Annotated in this window: 22 protein-coding genes and 1 pseudogene; 19 read left to right on the top strand and 4 right to left on the bottom strand. The window is 53.3% G+C overall.

Features of this window, described 5'->3' with window-relative positions:
* Positions 1-67: 67 nt before the first annotated feature.
* Positions 68-541: a hypothetical protein gene (locus IE111_RS21665; RefSeq protein ID WP_194523976.1), complete on the bottom strand. Its 474-nt coding sequence runs from the start codon at positions 539-541 to the stop codon at positions 68-70.
* 1,671 nt (positions 542-2,212) lie between these two features.
* Here IE111_RS21665 and IE111_RS21660 point away from each other — a divergent pair.
* The 11 genes and pseudogenes from IE111_RS21660 (at position 2,213) to IE111_RS21610 (ending at position 8,309) form a co-directional block, all read left to right on the top strand.
* Complete coding sequence (locus IE111_RS21660) at positions 2,213-2,929, top strand: hypothetical protein (RefSeq protein WP_189612796.1); 717 nt, start codon at positions 2,213-2,215, stop codon at positions 2,927-2,929.
* 65 nt (positions 2,930-2,994) lie between these two features.
* Entirely contained in the window at positions 2,995-3,330 is a 336-nt protein-coding gene (locus tag IE111_RS21655; protein WP_189612794.1) for a hypothetical protein, read from the top strand.
* Positions 3,331-3,461: 131 nt separating this feature from the next.
* Positions 3,462-3,833, top strand: a complete 372-nt coding sequence (locus IE111_RS21650) for a hypothetical protein (RefSeq protein ID WP_189612792.1) — start codon at positions 3,462-3,464, stop codon at positions 3,831-3,833.
* Between the two features lie 99 nt (positions 3,834-3,932).
* The gene (locus IE111_RS21645) at positions 3,933-4,421 is read left to right on the top strand and encodes a hypothetical protein (protein ID WP_189612790.1); all 489 of its coding nucleotides are present in this window, start codon (positions 3,933-3,935) and stop codon (positions 4,419-4,421) included.
* Between the two features lie 103 nt (positions 4,422-4,524).
* Positions 4,525-5,070: a RipA family octameric membrane protein gene (locus tag IE111_RS21640; RefSeq protein ID WP_189612788.1), complete on the top strand. Its 546-nt coding sequence runs from the start codon at positions 4,525-4,527 to the stop codon at positions 5,068-5,070.
* A 75-nt stretch (positions 5,071-5,145) separates the two neighbouring features.
* Positions 5,146-5,457, top strand: coding sequence for a hypothetical protein (locus tag IE111_RS21635; protein ID WP_189612786.1), 312 nt, complete (start codon positions 5,146-5,148; stop codon positions 5,455-5,457).
* Between the two features lie 88 nt (positions 5,458-5,545).
* The gene (locus IE111_RS21630) at positions 5,546-5,914 is read left to right on the top strand and encodes a DUF3703 domain-containing protein (RefSeq protein WP_189612785.1); all 369 of its coding nucleotides are present in this window, start codon (positions 5,546-5,548) and stop codon (positions 5,912-5,914) included.
* Between the two features lie 106 nt (positions 5,915-6,020).
* Positions 6,021-6,434 (top strand): SRPBCC family protein, encoded by a 414-nt coding sequence (locus IE111_RS21625; protein WP_189612783.1) that lies wholly within the window; start codon positions 6,021-6,023, stop codon positions 6,432-6,434.
* Positions 6,435-6,536: 102 nt separating this feature from the next.
* Positions 6,537-6,947 (top strand): VOC family protein, encoded by a 411-nt coding sequence (locus IE111_RS21620; protein ID WP_189612781.1) that lies wholly within the window; start codon positions 6,537-6,539, stop codon positions 6,945-6,947.
* Between the two features lie 103 nt (positions 6,948-7,050).
* Positions 7,051-7,287: pseudogene (locus IE111_RS24835) on the top strand (GNAT family N-acetyltransferase); the annotation flags it as partial.
* A gap of 122 nt (positions 7,288-7,409) precedes the next feature.
* Entirely contained in the window at positions 7,410-8,309 is a 900-nt protein-coding gene (locus IE111_RS21610) for a hypothetical protein (protein ID WP_189612779.1), read from the top strand.
* Positions 8,310-8,379: 70 nt separating this feature from the next.
* Here IE111_RS21610 and IE111_RS24680 read toward each other — a convergent pair whose 3' ends face one another.
* Positions 8,380-8,514 (bottom strand): hypothetical protein, encoded by a 135-nt coding sequence (locus tag IE111_RS24680; RefSeq protein WP_268245054.1) that lies wholly within the window; start codon positions 8,512-8,514, stop codon positions 8,380-8,382.
* A gap of 270 nt (positions 8,515-8,784) precedes the next feature.
* Here IE111_RS24680 and IE111_RS21600 point away from each other — a divergent pair, with 270 nt between their 5' ends.
* Both IE111_RS21600 and IE111_RS21595 read left to right on the top strand, forming a co-directional pair.
* Positions 8,785-9,078, top strand: coding sequence for a BrnT family toxin (locus IE111_RS21600; protein ID WP_189612777.1), 294 nt, complete (start codon positions 8,785-8,787; stop codon positions 9,076-9,078).
* Entirely contained in the window at positions 8,960-9,280 is a 321-nt protein-coding gene (locus tag IE111_RS21595) for a BrnA antitoxin family protein (RefSeq protein ID WP_373300959.1), read from the top strand. Before IE111_RS21600 ends, IE111_RS21595 begins: the two co-directional genes overlap by 119 nt.
* 96 nt (positions 9,281-9,376) lie before the next feature.
* Here the strand turns inward: IE111_RS21595 and IE111_RS21590 are convergent, their stop codons facing one another.
* Positions 9,377-10,609, bottom strand: a complete 1,233-nt coding sequence (locus tag IE111_RS21590; protein ID WP_189612772.1) for a cation:proton antiporter — start codon at positions 10,607-10,609, stop codon at positions 9,377-9,379.
* Between the two features lie 124 nt (positions 10,610-10,733).
* Entirely contained in the window at positions 10,734-11,051 is a 318-nt protein-coding gene (locus IE111_RS21585; protein WP_189612770.1) for a MerR family transcriptional regulator, read from the bottom strand.
* Positions 11,052-11,342: 291 nt separating this feature from the next.
* On the opposite strand from IE111_RS21585, the gene IE111_RS21580 reads away from it, so the two are divergent.
* The 6 genes from IE111_RS21580 (at position 11,343) to recQ (ending at position 17,040) form a co-directional block, all read left to right on the top strand.
* Positions 11,343-12,509 carry an MFS transporter gene (locus IE111_RS21580; RefSeq protein WP_189612768.1) on the top strand — a complete coding sequence of 389 codons (1,167 nt, stop codon included), beginning with the start codon at positions 11,343-11,345 and terminating at the stop codon, positions 12,507-12,509.
* A gap of 38 nt (positions 12,510-12,547) precedes the next feature.
* Entirely contained in the window at positions 12,548-13,090 is a 543-nt protein-coding gene (locus tag IE111_RS21575) for a hypothetical protein (protein WP_189612766.1), read from the top strand.
* Between the two features lie 20 nt (positions 13,091-13,110).
* Complete coding sequence (locus tag IE111_RS21570) at positions 13,111-13,881, top strand: AfsA-related hotdog domain-containing protein (protein ID WP_189612764.1); 771 nt, start codon at positions 13,111-13,113, stop codon at positions 13,879-13,881.
* Positions 13,882-13,884: 3 nt separating this feature from the next.
* Positions 13,885-14,577, top strand: coding sequence for an HAD family hydrolase (locus IE111_RS21565; RefSeq protein WP_189612762.1), 693 nt, complete (start codon positions 13,885-13,887; stop codon positions 14,575-14,577).
* The gene (locus IE111_RS21560) at positions 14,574-15,080 is read left to right on the top strand and encodes a DUF2165 family protein (RefSeq protein WP_189612760.1); all 507 of its coding nucleotides are present in this window, start codon (positions 14,574-14,576) and stop codon (positions 15,078-15,080) included. Before IE111_RS21565 ends, IE111_RS21560 begins: the two co-directional genes overlap by 4 nt.
* A 145-nt stretch (positions 15,081-15,225) precedes the next feature.
* Complete coding sequence (recQ, locus tag IE111_RS21555; RefSeq protein WP_189612832.1) at positions 15,226-17,040, top strand: DNA helicase RecQ; 1,815 nt, start codon at positions 15,226-15,228, stop codon at positions 17,038-17,040.
* Positions 17,041-17,107 lie beyond the last annotated feature (67 nt).

Raw genomic sequence — 17,107 nt, 5'->3', positions numbered from 1 at the left:
GAGAAATATCCCCTCTCCCCCTGGGAGAGGGTAAGGAAGAAGGTATGGAAGAGGGTCAAAAAGCAGGCTATGAGGAGGCCCAAGCCTCCCTCAAAGGCAAATCCTCCACCCCATGAGCCGCCATCCACGCCACAGCAGCCCGGCTAAGCCATTCGCAAAACACCATTTCACAATAACGGAAGCCTCGACCCGGAAAACCACCATCCATCAACCGCATAAGACTGTGTTTCAGCGCCATTTCGGCATCCTTCGGGTTGATGCGCGCCAGATGCCGCGTCTGCTCGAAAAAATCCCGACCGCGCCCGGCCGCTTCCTCCGCCGACAGGTCATCCTGCCCATCGAACTCCCACCAGGCGATGTCCCCCGGCCGGTCTTCATCCCAGCGCAGATCGCGCACATACCCCAGGTCGTACCGGGTAAAGGGCTCGGCATCCGCAACGGCGGGCCGGGGCTGCGCACCCAAGGCGCGCAACACCGCCAGGGCAAAACCCTCCCCCACCCAAAGCGCATAAGCCTGAACCAACTCCCGCCGCCCAAACACAGAAACGGACCCACCCTCCTGTAGGAGCGCATGGTCCGCACTCCGGCGCCGTGCGCGACCCCCACCGTCTTCCCCCCGTAGGAGCGCACTCCGTGCGCGACCCTCCCCAGCCTCGGCCACACCCCCAACCCAAGCCTGCCCATAAGGCGACTCCAAAAACCGATCCGGATGGTGCCCAGGGTCACCCCCGGCCGCCTCATGCAGATCATTCAGGGAATAAAAATCGCCACGTCGGCGAACGGGGTGGGAGAGAACAACAAGGGAATTATTTTGGGACGAGCGGGGTTGTGACGTATCATCATTGATAGCCATGTGTGGACTCCTACTTAGTCAACATGTGGTCAGCTACCTTCGGGTGGGCCAACACCCGGGGGTAGCGCCTTGTTTGTGTTTAATGACAGTGTGTGTCGATAGTTCTGCCTTTCTTACATTGAGTGCCTAAGTGCGTGCCTACCGCTGACGAAAAAGCACCCGTCAATTCACGCATGAAACACTGTAAAAATCAACAGTTTTTTAAGTGAACCGCTGCATCAAAATCGTATCATCCGAGGCCCATCACATTCGGTGTTCGCGGTAAAACAAACGCCGCGTTCAAAAAGCAAAAGCGGACAGAAACGACACCCTGCCACAATCAATCCTTGAACTCATCACCAATCCAAGCTACACCTATAAACACCACAGAAACCCCCACTTGGCGTGCTATGTAACCGGCCGGGCGGTAGCGTGTTTTTTTATATTCTTTGCTTCTAATGTAAACCCCGACACTTCGAATTGAATAGCTACCTCAGCACTGAACTAAACTCATTCTATTGAGTCCGCCTTGGCATGAGTGTGTGGACCCCAAAAGACAATAGAATGCGACGCATATCCCGGAGAATTCCCGGAATATGCGTCGGGGGAGACGCTGATCACGGGGTTAGTGGTCTGGTGAGACGGTTTTGCCGGATTTGATATCAGGCTTTTGGGCTCGTCCAATCGAACCGGAAGTGCGGTGTTGGCTGGGTTTCGTTTTGGTGGCGTGCTATCGTTGGAGGGTTGATGTTCCGGAATAAGGGGCGTCGGTGACGATGAAAAATAGCTGTTAGGGATCAATTGTATGCGAACACGACAGCTAATTAATGCAGTACAGTCTCTGCAGATAGTCATAGTTGTTCTGGCGATTACGTCCTGTGGACCTTCGGGTATGACTGCAGGTGAGCTGTATGACTCGTGTTCCGCCATTCACGTCCCTAAGGCAGACCGGACCAACGAAGAGAATGTTGAATTCGCCCGTTGCCGAAAGTTGTCCGAACGAGTTTTTTATAATTCGGGATATGTATACGTTGGTGACGAACAAGATCCAAATATCCGAGAGTTGAAGAACTATTGCCCTAGCCAATGGTCTTCGCAGGGGCTGGAAAGTGGCCCGTATATTCACCTCGTACGCTACTGGGATGAACGCGGAATATCCTTTTGGCAAAGAAATTTTGTGGATGCTGAGGAGGCAATCATGGATACTTACGCGAAGATATTTCCTGAGTGCCCACAAAAGCGATCTGAAGCTGGAATACCGAAAGTTACCAGCTATTAAGACATGGATACCCAACCAGGCGCTGGAGAGAGAAATTTTGTTCCTCTTCGCTCCATAAAACTCCCCTCAGCTTCGACGTTAGGGCTTGAGAGATCCAATAAATGAAACATGATGCTGATATTTCGACTCAAGACCCGTCTGGGATGAAAGATTGGTTTCCATGCCCAGAGTGCCGGCGAGAAACAACCCACTCCGTCCTCTCTATTGTAAATAGCCGCCGCTTTGAAGAAGATGGATTGGTCCAGTTTTTGGAAAACTACCTTACGGTCCGCTGTGATGGCTGCGGGACGATCAGTTTTTCCCATGTTTCAAGATGCGATGCGGAAGTAGACTACAATGAAGATGGTACCCCGTTCCTTCCAAAGCGTAAGCAACACTATCCAGATATCCAGGCGGACTCAGCCAATATACAGGACGCCTTTGTAAGTGAAGCTCGCGTCGAAGAGATTGAATCTCTCCAGAAAGAACAGTTTGATACAACCAAGCTTGGCCAGCTTCTGGTCGAGTTAAATAGAGCATACTCGGAGCATTCTTACTTCACATGCCTTATGCTTATTCGGGCAATTGTCGACCATGTTCCACCAATCTTCAAAAAGACCAAGTTTTCCGAAATCGTAAATAATTACGCTGATGGTGGTAAATCGTTTCGCGAGTCAATGAAGCACTTAGACGCTTCGTGCCGAAAATTCGCGGATGGTTCATTGCATTGCCAAATCAGGAGCAAGGAGTCGGTGCCAACGAGGCATCAGGTGGAGTTTAAGGCTGACATTGATGCACTACTCGGAGAAATTATTCGTGTGCTTAAACAGATACCCTAACGAGGGACTCCAGCCGGCCGGTTTTCCGCTACCGCTCCAAACCGACGGCTGAGTCCGGGCGTTAAATGAAACCCGTAGCAAAGGGAGTTGATATCATGGCAGAGCAGATAAGCAACGAGAACGCGGAACTGATTGGCAGACCGGTAATTGAGAACATAATCGATGCCCATGTAAACGCAGACTACGATCGACTAGTTGAGCTTATTCCAGGCATGAAAGGACAGCTATCGACGGAAGAGTTCAACGAAGCTGTCTCAAAGCTCAGTCCAATGGGTAAGGTTGTGTCAATAGAATATATTGGTCACCTAAATAAGGTTAAAGAGCATCTTTTACTCTGGAAAGTCAGCTATGACTTGGGAGAAGAGGAGATTCTTTGGCATCTTTATCTATCAGATACTTAGGATCAGGTTAGGCCCGTAGGCTTGCTTTTTTACCTATAGAACCATCATTTAACAATTTGCGTCACACGGATGCCCTTTACGCCGCTTCGCTTTGTAAAGGTCACCGGTGCGCTTGGCGTTAGAAGGCAGAGATGGAAACGCATAACCTCGGTTCTACCCGGCAATATAATCAGCCAACATGGACAGGCGCCGGGTTCGTTGAGGCGCCGGCTCAAGAGCTATGGGAGAGGCTCCCTGAGTTGCTACGTGACATAGCTCTAAACGAAATACGCAGCGGTAACAAGCCGATTGGTATCCTTGAAAATCAAGAAAGAGGGATTGTGCTGTTAAGTCTAGCAAAGGGGCCGTTAATCCCAAGAGACACTGATGAGCGCGTCATCGTCCATACTCATCATGAGTACGGAAACTACTGCTATGACGGCACAGCAGCTACATACGAAGACGCACAGTCTGGTAACTTTTTATCGTTCGAAGATCCAGAGTATGAAGATGAGACCTTCTAACCATACGGTCAACCGGACGCCAAAAGCGTGCCGCTTTTGGTTCCCTTCGCTGTGCTACGGCGCCGGTTACCATCGGCGTTATGTTGCTAGGAGTCACTATTGAGCGCGGCAGAATTTTTTAGGTGGTTTACGCCAATAGCAGTCGGCCTTATTTCGGCTTATGTTGCTTCATTGCTTGCGCTGAGGAAATTTAAGCGGGAGAAGGTTTGGGATGAGCGACGAACTGCCTACAAAGAGCTTATCGAGACAGTAGAGGAAATAATCTACTGGGCAGAACAGGTGCGGGCATCCCACTGTTGCGAACCTACCATTGGCCATGAAGGAGACGTTAATGCTTCGCTAAGAACATTAGCAAAATACAGTGCGACGGGCGCTCTGATTTTCTCCGATAAGTTCCATGAAGTTGTAATGAACGCCAACATTCGAATCCACAAGCTCATGTTTCAAATCGACGATGAAAGCATGCCGGACTTGCACTCCGAAAGAGAAATGGCGGATTGGCGTTTAATCCAGGCGACTGAAATACGTAAGATTCTGGAAGAATGCCTTCCAGAATTAATCCGAGTGGCAAAGAGTGAGCAGATTTGAAATATAACCAGGCCATTTACTGCGACCACCAAACCGCCGCTTCGCTATGGTTCGGTAGCGCATGTTGGTAGCGTTATGAGCAAACCCACATCGGAGAATGTTCGTGACTGAAGAGGATATGAATAAAAAGAAATATGATGTCGCGTTAGCAACCAGAAATTTTGAAATTGAATTGTTCTGGAAACGATCACTGTTCTTCTGGGGGTTTATCGCGTCGGCTCTAGTCGGTTACGCAACACTCGTTAAATATAATGAGTATTTAGCGGTAATTGTCGCGTGTTTTGGCTTCGTTTGTTCTGTTGCCTGGAGCTTGGCGAATCGGGGAAGCAAGTACTGGCAGGAAAACTGGGAATCAATAGTCGCTGAGTTAGAAGATGATGTTACTGGAGAGCTTTTCAAGTCCAGGGGCACTCAGCAAAGAAAGGGAGTATGGCTGACTTCTAGGAAGTTTTCTGTGAGTAAGGTTTCCATCGCATTGAGCGATTTCACCATCCTAATATGGCTTTCCCTAATCATTTACTATATGGCGAAAGAAATACTTGTTGTGAATACGCCATCTTCGAGCTGCTTGACGATGTTGGTCGTCGTCTTAAGTGTTCTGTTCTCAGTCATTATGGCAATAGCAGGTCGCTCAAGTGAAAACTCATAACAAGGCCCATCAACTCGCAGCCTTCAGCTGCTGGACTCGCTACGCTCGCCGTTGTGGGTGGCGTTATGAGGCGAGATGAGTAGAGAGAAAGTACATTGGCTGCTGGTTTATCTAGTACCATATCTTACAATTGGTGCCCTATCTAAGGGGGCAGGTTTCCTACTATTACCCTTGGGAGGAACGGCAGGTGTTTATGTTGGCTTTACATCAACAGCACCGTACTTTACTTCAGACTTTAAGCTTTCTTTGGTGCTCTTCTATTTAATAGCAATTTTACTATTTTGGGCTGGGTTGAAATTTCGAGGTAAATTTTGGGGTAAAGCTATTAATGCATTGGGAGTCTATTTATGGTGTGCTGTCGGTATAGTGGGCTTTGGTCCACAGTAGCTCATAACAAGCGTTGTTGTCGGACAAATTTTCCGCTTCACTACAAATTTGTCGCAAAGCGGCGTTCTACCCCTTCGAGAAGAGTATCATGAAGCGTGATTTTACCCAGCGAGTAGCTCCCTACGTCGAGGAAGAACTAGAAAATTCTATAGAGGCGAGGTTAGCCGGTGATGCTCGGCAAGAGTTTACCCACCTGGAACGGGCGCATGTGATTGGCCAGGAATCGACATATTGGCACGTTAAAGTTCACGTTTTGATGCTGGCATGGGCTGTTCGAAACCATTCAGTCCGAGAAGCGCTGGGCCAGGTCGTCCGGATTATGGGTGCTGCGACAAAAACTGTGTTTGGGCTGGTGCCACAAGGTAACACTGGAGGGACCAATGTAAGCCCGTTCAAAAAAATGCCAATTGCCCCGGAGTTAGCCGCTTTGATTCAAAAGGCCAAGTCCGGTAAGTAAATAAAGGCGTAACAGTGTCGATTTCTACTAGTCTGAATCGACTGGTTCTTGAGGCAATACAAAAACACCTCGACTGGATACGTTATAACCTCGATGAGGAGTGAGCATGAACATTTCAATCGAAACTGAAGTCAATGCGCCTCTGCGCGCGGTTTGGGATGCCTGGGTGACACCCGAAGATATCACCCAGTGGAATTTTGCCATCGATGAGTGGTGCTGCCCAAGAGCGGAGTTGGATCTTGTGGCGGGTGGTCGCTTCAATTACCGAATGGAAGCCAAAGATGGGTCGGCCGGTTTCGATTTTGAGGGGGAGTTCACCGACATCAACCCTTACCAGTCGATCCACTTTAAGCTCGGCGATGATCGTGAAGTCGAGGTGCGGTTTACAGAAACGCAAAACGGCGTTCGGGTCATCGAAAAGTTCGAAGCTGAAGATGAGAATACTGCGGAGCAGCAACGACAGGGCTGGCTCAGTATCCTGAATAACTTCAAGCAGCACGTTGAGAGCAAAAGCAAATAACAAAGGCCACCAGGGGATGCTTCGCGCCCCTGGGTTCAAGCGTCCGGTGTCGTGAAGCCAAGCGTCAGGTCCGTTCAAATCGCCAAGAGGCAGGACACAACTATGGCCATTCAACTGGACCACATCATCGTACCGTCCAAAGACCGAGTCGCCGCCGCACGGCAACTCGGAACACTGCTTGGCGTGCCCTGGGCCGCTCAGGGCGCGGTCGGACCGTTCTCCCCGGTGTATGTCAGTGAATCACTGACGCTCGACTTTGACCAGTGGAATGATCCGGTTCCGAAGCTGCACTACTGCTTCCGGGTGGGTCAAGACACGTTCGACGTCATTCTCGCCCGCATCAAGGGGGCCAGAATCCCCTATCGAAGCCTTCCCCACGGCCCCGATGACTACACGGTCAACACTGCTTTCGGTGGCAACCTGGTCTATTGGAGTGAACCGGACGGGCATGTCTGGGAAATCCTCACGGTCAGCTATGAACGCCAGACCGCGCCGCTCGATGCGGGCGATTGACCTAAAGTCGCTAACCAAGCATAGGTACATTTGGGTCTGGCGTCCGGATGGATGGCCGGGGACTGAAATTGGCTGGGCTATCGCAACGTAGTATTGGGGGAAAGGGTACGCGAATGAGGCGGCTGAAGCCGCAAAAAATAGGGCCTTTGATTACCTTGATAACAACGAACTGATTATCGTGATTCATCCCCACAATGACGCGTCAAAGCGAGTGGCCCTGAGGATCGGAGAGGTTTATCGGAACACCACAGGAGTGAACGGTAATCTGTCGAATAAACTTACAGTCTACGCGTATGTTGGAAGGCAGAACGACGCCAGGCTCTTGAATTGCAAGGAGTAATACAATCGACCACGGAAATTGCATGCTGAATTCATAATCAGCCCACACCCAGTGGCTGAGTCCTGTCACTAACACGAACCCTGACGGTTCGAACCCTGTACAGTGGCAGTTGGAGGCCATTCATGTATATGTCTACGATCAGGAAATCCGTTCTGGCACTACCTCTCCTGCTGTTGTCCAGTGTGTTCGGCGCCAGTGTCGCTGAAGCCGGCATGCTCTATTGGAACCTGTTCAACTTCGAAGAAGAATCCTCTGTGGGCTCCGTTTTTGTCACGTACGCCACAGCCGATGACATGCTGAACGATGCCAATCGTCTCAGTGTTGTTTCCCCGGATGGACCCGGGAGCTCCGAGAACAACATCATTGGCTCCGGGTCGGATGGGGATATTTTCTGGAACGTATTTAACTTCGAGGAAGAATCCAGTACTTCGGCGGTCTTTGCCACATACGGCACGAGCGATGACATGCTGAACGACGCGAACCGGCTCAGTGTGGTCTCTCCCGACGGGCCTGGGAGTTCGGAAAACAATATCGTCGGCTCGGGTTCGGATGGAGAGTCCTACTGGAATGTGTTCAATTTCGAGGAAGAGTCCAGCGTGAGTGCGGTGTTCGCCACCTACGGCAGCAATGACGACATGCTGAACGATGCGAACCGGCTCAGTGTGGTTTCCCCAACTGGGCCGGGGAGTTCCGAGAACAACATCATTGGTTCAGGGTCGGATGGAAGTCTCTACTGGAATTTGTTTAACTTTGAAGGTGAATCCAGCGTCAGTGCGGTTTTCGCGACCTACATCACGCTTGAGGACATGCTGAACGATTCAAACCGGCTCAGTGTCGTCTCGCCCAATGGCCCCGGGAGTTCGGAGAACAACATCGTGGGTACGGGCGCGTTTGCCATGAATGTGAGCTTCCCGGTTAGCGCCCCAAATTCACTGGTCCTGTTGCTGTTCGGGCTTGCGGTTATGGGTGGTGTTCGGCATACGAAAATGAAGGCAGGCTCTTGGAGTCGACCCCTGGGTTAATTGTCGGCGGCTGAGTAACATCAAAGCGGGATGGACAGGCTACCGAGCCCGTCCATCCCACGCAATCGAGTTACGTCGCCAACCGACGGGCCAGCCGGCCGACGGTCAATCCCTGCACCAGCAAACTGAACAACACCACCGCATAGGTAACGGTCATCAGTAGGTCCCGTTCGTCGCCGGTAGGTAGGGACAATACCAGCGCCACTGATATCCCGCCGCGCAAGCCGCCTGGTTAACCCGCAAAATCGTCGGTTTAGGGCCGTTTATCTAGCCATTCGTACAGCTCAGTGTCGGGCAGGGGGCAGAGTAACAGTCTTTCCCGGCCGTAGAATTGGCGGATGTGGTCTACGCGCTTAACCGCTGGTCGATTATGGGATGGGCATTCTCCCTCGTAAACTCGCGCCGTGGTGCTTGGAGTTAGGAGTATTTGGCTCGGCACCTTGAAAATACGTACACTGTAATTACAATGTAATGCATGAGCCACCTTACCTTTGACTGGGATCCTCGCAAGGATGCCGCTAATCGGAAGAAGCATGACGTCTCGTTTAACGAGGCCAAAACCGCCTTTACAGACGAGTTTGGCCGTCTAATAGCGGACCCAGACCATTCTGATGAGGAGGATCGGTTCATACTCCTCGGAACGAGCATTCATTCTCGTTTGCTGGTGGTGTGCCATTGCGTTAGAGACGGCGAGACCATTCGATTTATTTCTGCACGAAAAGCGGACAAGCGAGAACGAAAGACTTATGAAGGGTATAGACATGCGTGATCATTACGATTTTTCAGATTCCGTTAAGAACCCATACGCCAAGAAGCTCAAGAAGCAGGTTACGATCCGGCTGGATGAGGATACCATCGCGTATTTCAAGAATCTGGCTGAGGAAAAAGACCTTCCGTATCAGAGCCTCATTAATCTCTATCTGCGCGACTGCGCACAGTCACATAAAGACCTTAAGATTGAGTGGCAATAAACTATTAACAAACGGCTGCTCTCGGGCAGGCAAAAGATCCGGCCAAAAATTGGCCTCCACTTTTGCCTGCCGCAAAGCCGGGCGTTAACTCTGAAATCAGGCCGTGAGCCGACGGGCCAATCGGCCGACGGTTAACCCCTGCACCAGCAAACTGAACAGGACGACTGCGTAGGTGACCGTCACCAGCAAGTCGCGCTCGTCCCCTGTTGGCAGTGACAATACCAGCGCCACCGATATACCACCGCGCAGACCGCCCCAAGTCAGGACCGGGATCGCACCGGGTGAGAAGGTGCGGAACCGGGACAGCATCATCACCGGCACGCTGACCGCACACAGACGGGCCAGCAACACCATGGGAATCATCAGTGCGCCGGCCAGCCAGGGGCCGACGGTAAAGCTCAATACCAATACCTCCAGGCCAATCAGGAGGAACAGAACGGCGTTGAGCATTTCATCCAGCAATTCCCAGAAATGCTCCAGATGCGACCAGGTCGATTTGGACATGGCGCTGTCCCGACTGCGGTTGCCGAGAATGGCGCCGGCGACCACCATGGCGATGGGGCCGGACAAATGCAGACTGTGCGCAAGACTGTAGCCGCCCAATACCACGGCCAGGGTGATCAGTATTTCGACCTGATACTGGTCGATGCTGGCCAGCATGCGATGAGCGATGCCCGCGAGCAACAAACCGAGAACCAACCCGCCCACGGCTTCCTGCACAAACAGGAGCGCCACACCGCCCAGGGTCGCCTGACCCGTAGTGGCGATGCCCACCATGACCAGAAACACCACCATGGCAACACCGTCGTTGACCAGGGACTCGCCGACAATCTTGGTCTCGAGGGATTTGGGTACCCCGGCGGACTTGAGTATGCCGAGCACGGCGATCGGGTCGGTCGGGGAGATCAGGGCACCAAACACCAGACACCAGATCAACGGAATCGACACACCGATCAGGTTGAACACGCCCCAGGCCAGAAAGCCGACGATGAAGGTCGATAGAATCACACCGCCGGTGGCCAGCATGCCCACCACGTATTTGCGTTCGGCCAGGGTTTTCAGGTCGACGAACAGAGCGCCAGCGAACAGCAGGAACGACAACATGCCGTCCAGCACCGTGGCGGAGAAATCAATGCTGTCGAGAAAGCCCTGACCCCAGGGGATCAGTCCCGGTGCGACGGTATGGCCGGCGAGCAGGATGCCCACGGACATCACCAGGGCCAACACCATGATCCCGATGGTGGTCGGCAAGCCGATAAAACGATGGTTGAACCAGGCAAACAGGGCGGCCAGTGAGACCAGCAGCCCTGCGGCATCCAGACTGTTCATATAGGTTCTTTCCTTAAGTGAGCATGTCAGGGCACCTTTCGGTGCCATGACGTAATTGGGGGAGCGTACTATAGCGGGCGAAGGGCGAGGCGTGAACCGGCATGCGGAGAACGGCTGCTCGGTTTCAGGAGGGGTCCTTGGTGGGCAGTACCAAGTCGAACATTTTATTCAGCTTTTCAATACGACGATTCACCTTGGTGGCCGCACCATCCAGAGTGTGACCGTCTTCAATCAGTTCCTGGATCAGGACAATCTTCTTCACATTGAACAGGTCATATTGACGGGTATTCCCTGAATCCGGTGTCGACTCGATGTAGCCCTTGTCCTGCCAATAGCGGATTTTCCGTGTGGGGACACCGGTTATATCGGATGCCTCGTGAATACCTACTTTTACTTTTTGAAGAAACTGCTGGTACTTGTTGTCGAATTCATTCCCGGTCATCGGACCTACCTATTCACTTGCTGATTGTTGAACGATTTCAGCATCCATGATGCCCGACCCATCTGGTCTCGGCACCGATCCAGTCATCGGTTGGTTCGCATTGTAACAATGCGGACACCGGGGCGGATCTTATATTCCTTCAACTGGGATACAGACGTTTGCCTACATCCATGAAAGGGAGGTTACATAAGCTGCAATAAAAAAACAACGAATGTAACTGTTGACCAACTGCATGGCGATAAAGTACATTCATTGTCGTCAAGTTACAAAGAATGTCGTCAAGGAGACATTATGGCTCGCTTAGGCAAAGTCCGTTTATCACTCGCCGTGCTGGTACTGACGGCCATAGCCGTCGTATCACAGTTGTATCTGTTTTTACCGGTCGCTGATGTACTCGCGGAGTATTTCGATGAGGATCTGTCCGCCATCACATTGCTGACCACCTATTTCGGTTTTGCCTATGCGGTAGGTTTCCTGGTTTGGGGCAGTCTGTCGGATCGCATTGGCCGCAAGACTGTACTGATCGTCGGACTGACCGGCCTGGCGACGACCAGTCTGCTGTTGGCCTGGGCGCCAAACTACACGGCAGCATTGGCATTGAGAGTGATCCAGGGTTTTATGGCATCCGCATTTCCACCGGTAGCCCTGGCATTGATTGCCGAATCGTTTCCGCCGGCTCAACGTATGAAAGGCATCGCCTGGATGAGCACCGCTTTTTTGCTGGCGGCCCTGGTGGGGCAGTGGCTCGGTAGTGTGCTGGTTGAGGGGTCTCTGCTGCCCATTATGGCTCTGCTGGCGACTGTCTATGCCATCAGTGTGTTGGCGTGTTCGACTCTGCCCGGACAGCCGCCGCAAAGCAGGGACTCGACAACACCAACAACCACACAAAATGGCAAGTTGACCGCAATTGCGACTAATACAGCCTTGTGGAAAGCCTATGCCATCGCGCTGGTGTTGCTGGGCAGCTTTGTCACGCTCTATGCCTCCTTGGCGCTCGAGTTCGGACAAAAACCAATTGTTCAGGGCGTCAGTGTGGCCACCTTGAGGTTACTCTCGATTCCCTGCATGTTCATGCCATTGTTCATCGGCCGGTTTATCGCCCGCTTCGGTGCTCAAACCACCGCTTTCCTGGCTGTCAGCCTGGCGGCCGTCATGCTGTTCCTTCAGGCCTTACTCATTGATAGTCCGCTGTTTGTCGTGTGCCATCTGATATTTGTGGCCTCCATCGCGGCGGCGGTGCCCAGCGTCATCGCCCGGGTCAACCAGGTCAGTGAACCGCATTTCAGGGGCCTGGCGGTCTCTCTCTACACCTTTACTCTGTTCATTGGTGCAAGTCTGGGGGCCAGCTTACCGGCCCAACTGGGTAGCGCTTCCACAGTGGTCATGGCCGTAGCGTTGTCCATCGCCGCATTCATCAACCTGCCGCGTCGTCAATCCTCTATGGTAACCGCACCATAGAGCGGTTGAAGACTCATTGTTCACGGTAGGAGAACGAAATGACCGACATCACCTCGCTGATCGAGCCTGATTTTACCGTTGCCGGCCAACTGGTCGGTACGCGGAACGAGACGACCATTCGGCTGACGCGTTACCAGAACAAGGGCACACCCGATATTCGTATGGGTGGGGAGCATATAAGCCTTGTGACGGATGAAAGTGGCCACTTGAAGGGGCTGGCTAAGCTCTTGGTGCGATCAGCCTGCGAGCCTGGCGATTTGCCTTCAGAAGAAGAAGCCCATCGGATCGCCACGGAATTTTTCAACACGCACGCACCCGATTTGCTTGAGGCAATCGAGGTGAAATGGATAAAACCCCATACAGAGGAGATTACGCACAACTCAAAGAAACATCATCTGCACGGTATGAAAGTTAAATGCAAGAATCAATGGAATGGCCAGTATTTTTGGGCCGTTGTCGGGCCAGATAAAAAAGTCATGGTTTTCGAACGTGACGTTATCTGGGACTTTCTAAAAGCCGGTAGACAAACCGAAAAGTGGCTTCACGATCATTGGCTGATAAAGAAAAACTACACGTACTGAAGAGCTATCAAGGATTTAGCATGGAATCGACCAGAGAACAGACTCTCTATACCATTGTCGGAGACAATTTATCCACATATCGCGACCTGGAGCGGTGCATTAGCTACAGCCAGGCAATAGACTACATCAAACAGGGCGACCTTAGTGAGGTTGGTTTTATATTGGGCCAAGGCTTGTCGGAAGAAGCCATTGGCTATCTGCAAGCAAAGCTTGCTCGGCGCGGCTATTCACATTGTTTGCTGAACAGTGAAACTAAACTGTTTCGGTTTGCTTCATCGGCTGAGACGCACAAACATAAGAAAGAAAACGTGTTGATTACATCGCCGGAGAAACTCGAGGAAGACCACTATGTCATGAAGTTGGTCGTTGATGAAAAAGGGGAGTTGCTCCAGGATCATCTGACGGGTTTTCATATCCAGGGTATGGTGTTGATTGAAGCGGCTCGTCAGGCATTCCTGGCTGTCACAGAGAAATTTTTCTTCCCTGATGACCTGCCATCGTCTCACTATGTGGTGATCAATCGGATGGACACCCATTATCAGTCTTTTGTTTTCGCGGTCGATTCTGACATTCACTATCGCATAACGAATAAGTCCATTCGTCCGGGGCGATCCACTTTTTCGGCGGCCATCAGTTTTCATCAGAACGGTACGTCCTGCACCACGGTCGATGTCGAGTTCTCCGTTTTCGAAGCATCCAAGTTGGCTTCGAAGGAGCGGAAAATGGCGGTCCGAGCCATCGCTTCATCACATCAGGCACATGAACCCAAGCCGATGGTCGAGGCGGTCTAAAACATGGATCGGATAGCAGCCTTTTTCGATGTGGATGAGACACTGATCAACCTAAAAAGCATGTTCAGTTTTCTCGAGTTCATGGTACATGACAAGCATCGTGACCCTGAACAAGCGGATAAAGAGTTTCAGGCACTAATGACGGAATTTCGTGATCTGGGCAAATCTCATCCGCGTTCCGAAGTCAACCGTCTCTATTATGAGCAATTCAAAGGGGTCAGACAGTTGGAATTCGAACATCTGGCTGATCGGTGGTTTCAACAGGTGGAAGCCGATACGAGCTTTTATATTCAACCCACACTGGAGCGACTTCGACATCATCAAACCTTGGGCCACGAAGTGGTGTTTGTGTCAGGCGCCTGCAACGAATTGCTGGCGCCGCTGGCTAACCGACTTGAAGTCTCACATCTACTGGGGGTGCAGCTGGAGGTGAGCGGAGGTTGTTTCACCGGAAAGCTACGGCCTCCGCAAACCATTGGCGGTGGCAAGGCGAAAGCCATCACGGCGTTCATGACTGAGAAAGGCATCGATGCGCCGGGCAGCTACGCCTATGGTGATCACTACAGTGATCGACACATGTTGGACTGCGTGGGTCATCCGGTCGTTCTGAAGGGGGATCAAGCCCTTGAGGACTGGGCTAAGGCTCGACCTCACACGCTGTTAAACCCTCTGTCGACTCAAGGAGCGGCCCTGTGAGATCAAACGTTTTATTTAAAGCCGTCATTATCACCGGGCTGGCCACTTGGCTGACCATAGCGGCCACCAACAATGCCCTGGATAGAGGCACCAATGTTCATCTGCTGTCGGCCATGTTCTCAATGTCCGGTCTAATTGACGACCCTGTATTTGGGAACGGGTTGGAAAATCGCGCGATTCAGTGGGAAGGAGCCGGTGCCCTGGCGCTGACGTTGATCGTCATTGTGCAATATGCGATTGCTATTGGCCTGTGGGTGGCGGCAGTCTTGCAATGGCGCTCCGCAGTGCGAAGTCAGGGAGAACAAGTTGCGATTACCGCCACTAATCTGGCCCTGGCGGCTTTTGCATCGCTGTGGTTGTTCTTTCTGTGCGGTGGGCTTTACTTTGGTTACTGGCTGAAGTTTTCCGGCCCCCAAAGTGTTCATTTCACCTTGCTGATCCTATCCGTGATCACCATGATGATGAACAACCAGCCAGTGAGGCTCGCTCAAGATACTGCCTGACGGTAACTTGAGTTGACAGCCGGGCGCATAGCCCGGCTGTTTCCACCTCCGAACCCAGTTGTCACACCGACAGCACGATGGGCTTGTGACTGACTCGCCGAAAACACTCCTGCGAGTCGTCTTCAGAACCGATATACTCGCCCGGATGGACACCTCACCGATCTCCGTACTGCAACACGTCTTTGGCTACGACGACTTCCGGGGCCCCCAAAAAGACGTCATCGATACCCTGGTCAGCGGCCAGGACTGCCTCGTGCTTATGCCCACCGGCGGCGGTAAATCCCTCTGCTACCAGATACCCGCGTTGGTTCGTGAGGGCACCGGCATCGTCATCTCGCCGCTGATCGCCCTAATGCAGGACCAGGTCAACGCGCTGCGTGAACTGGGCGTGCGCGCCGGCTTCCTGAACTCCACGCTCGGTTTCGACCAGGTGCGCGCCACTGAACAGGCCCTGCTCGCCGGCGAGATCGATCTGCTCTACATCGCGCCGGAACGGCTGCTGCAGGATCGGACGCTGGAGCTTTTGGCCCAGGCACGCCTCGCCCTGTTTGCCATCGACGAGGCGCATTGCGTGTCCCAGTGGGGGCACGATTTCCGGTCGGACTATCTCAAGCTCGATATTCTGGAACAGCGGTTCCCGGCTGTGCCGCGCATCGCGCTGACGGCGACCGCGGACCAGCGCACCCGGGTGGACATCCAGCAGCGGTTGGGGCTGACGCAGTCCCCGGCGTTTATCTCCGGGTTCGACCGGCCGAATATTCTGTACAAGATTCATCCCAAGCAGCAGCCGCGCAAGCAACTGCTGGCGTTCCTGCGGGAGGAGCATCCCGGTCAGGCGGGCATCGTCTATTGTCTGTCGCGCAAGAAGGTGGAACAAACGGCGGAGTGGCTGGTGCAACAGGGCTTCAATGCCTTGCCCTATCATGCCGGGTTGCCGGCCGATGTGCGCCAGAACCACCAACAACGCTTCCTGCGCGAAGACGGCGTCATCATGGTGGCGACCATCGCGTTCGGCATGGGCATCGATAAACCCGACGTGCGCTTTGTCGTTCATCTGGACCTGCCCAAGAGCATCGAGGCCTATTACCAGGAAACCGGCCGCGCCGGGCGCGATGGCGAACCGTCGACGGCGATGTTGCTCTACGGCTTCGAGGATGTGGTCAAGCTGCGCCAGATGATGGCGCAATCGCAGGGGTCGGACGAGCACCAGCGCTACGAACAGCAACGGCTGAACGCCATGCTCGGTCTGTGTGAAATCACCACCTGCCGTCGCCAGGCGCTGCTGCGCTATTTCGGGGAGGAACACACCGAACCCTGCGGCCATTGCGACACCTGTCTGGAACCGGTGGAAACCTGGGACGCGACCGAGGCGGTGCGCAAGGCGCTGTCCTGCGTGTACCGCACCGGCCAGCGCTTCGGCGCCAATCACATCATCGACGTCCTGCGGGGCAGCGACAGCGAAAAACTGCGCCGCTTCGGACACGACCGGCTCTCGACCTACGGCATCGGCACCGAACTGTCGGCGAACGAATGGCGCTCGGTGTTGCGGCAACTGGTGGCGAACGGCTTGCTGGAGGTCGACCCGGAAGGCTTCGGCGGTTTGCGGCTCACCGAGGCGTGCCGGCCGGTCTTACGCGGCGACCAGACCGTGGCACTGCGCAAAGACCTGGCGAAGTCCCGCTCCGCTCCCAAGCCGAAAACCGGGTACACCGACGACCCCCTGTCGCAAGACGGGGAAGTCCTGTTCGAAGCCCTGCGCCAACGGCGCAAGGAACTGGCGAATGAAAACGGCATCGCGCCTTTCATGGTGTTTCACGACCGCACCCTGCGCGACATGGTTCGCCAACACCCGCGCTCTCTGGACGACATGCGCACTGTCTCCGGCGTGGGCGACAGCAAGTTGGAGCGGTACGGCGAAGCGTTCCTGTCCGTACTGCAGGCCCAGGCTCAGGAAGCGTAGTTCGTAGGTTGGATCGGTCCGACGCTTCGGTAGCGCGCGAGCGCGTAATCCAACATGCCTTATTGTG

The sequence above is a fragment of the Saccharospirillum salsuginis genome, from assembly GCF_014651855.1.
Lineage (GTDB): Bacteria > Pseudomonadota > Gammaproteobacteria > Pseudomonadales > Natronospirillaceae > Saccharospirillum > Saccharospirillum salsuginis.
This window is presented reverse-complemented; position numbering and strand designations above follow the sequence as displayed.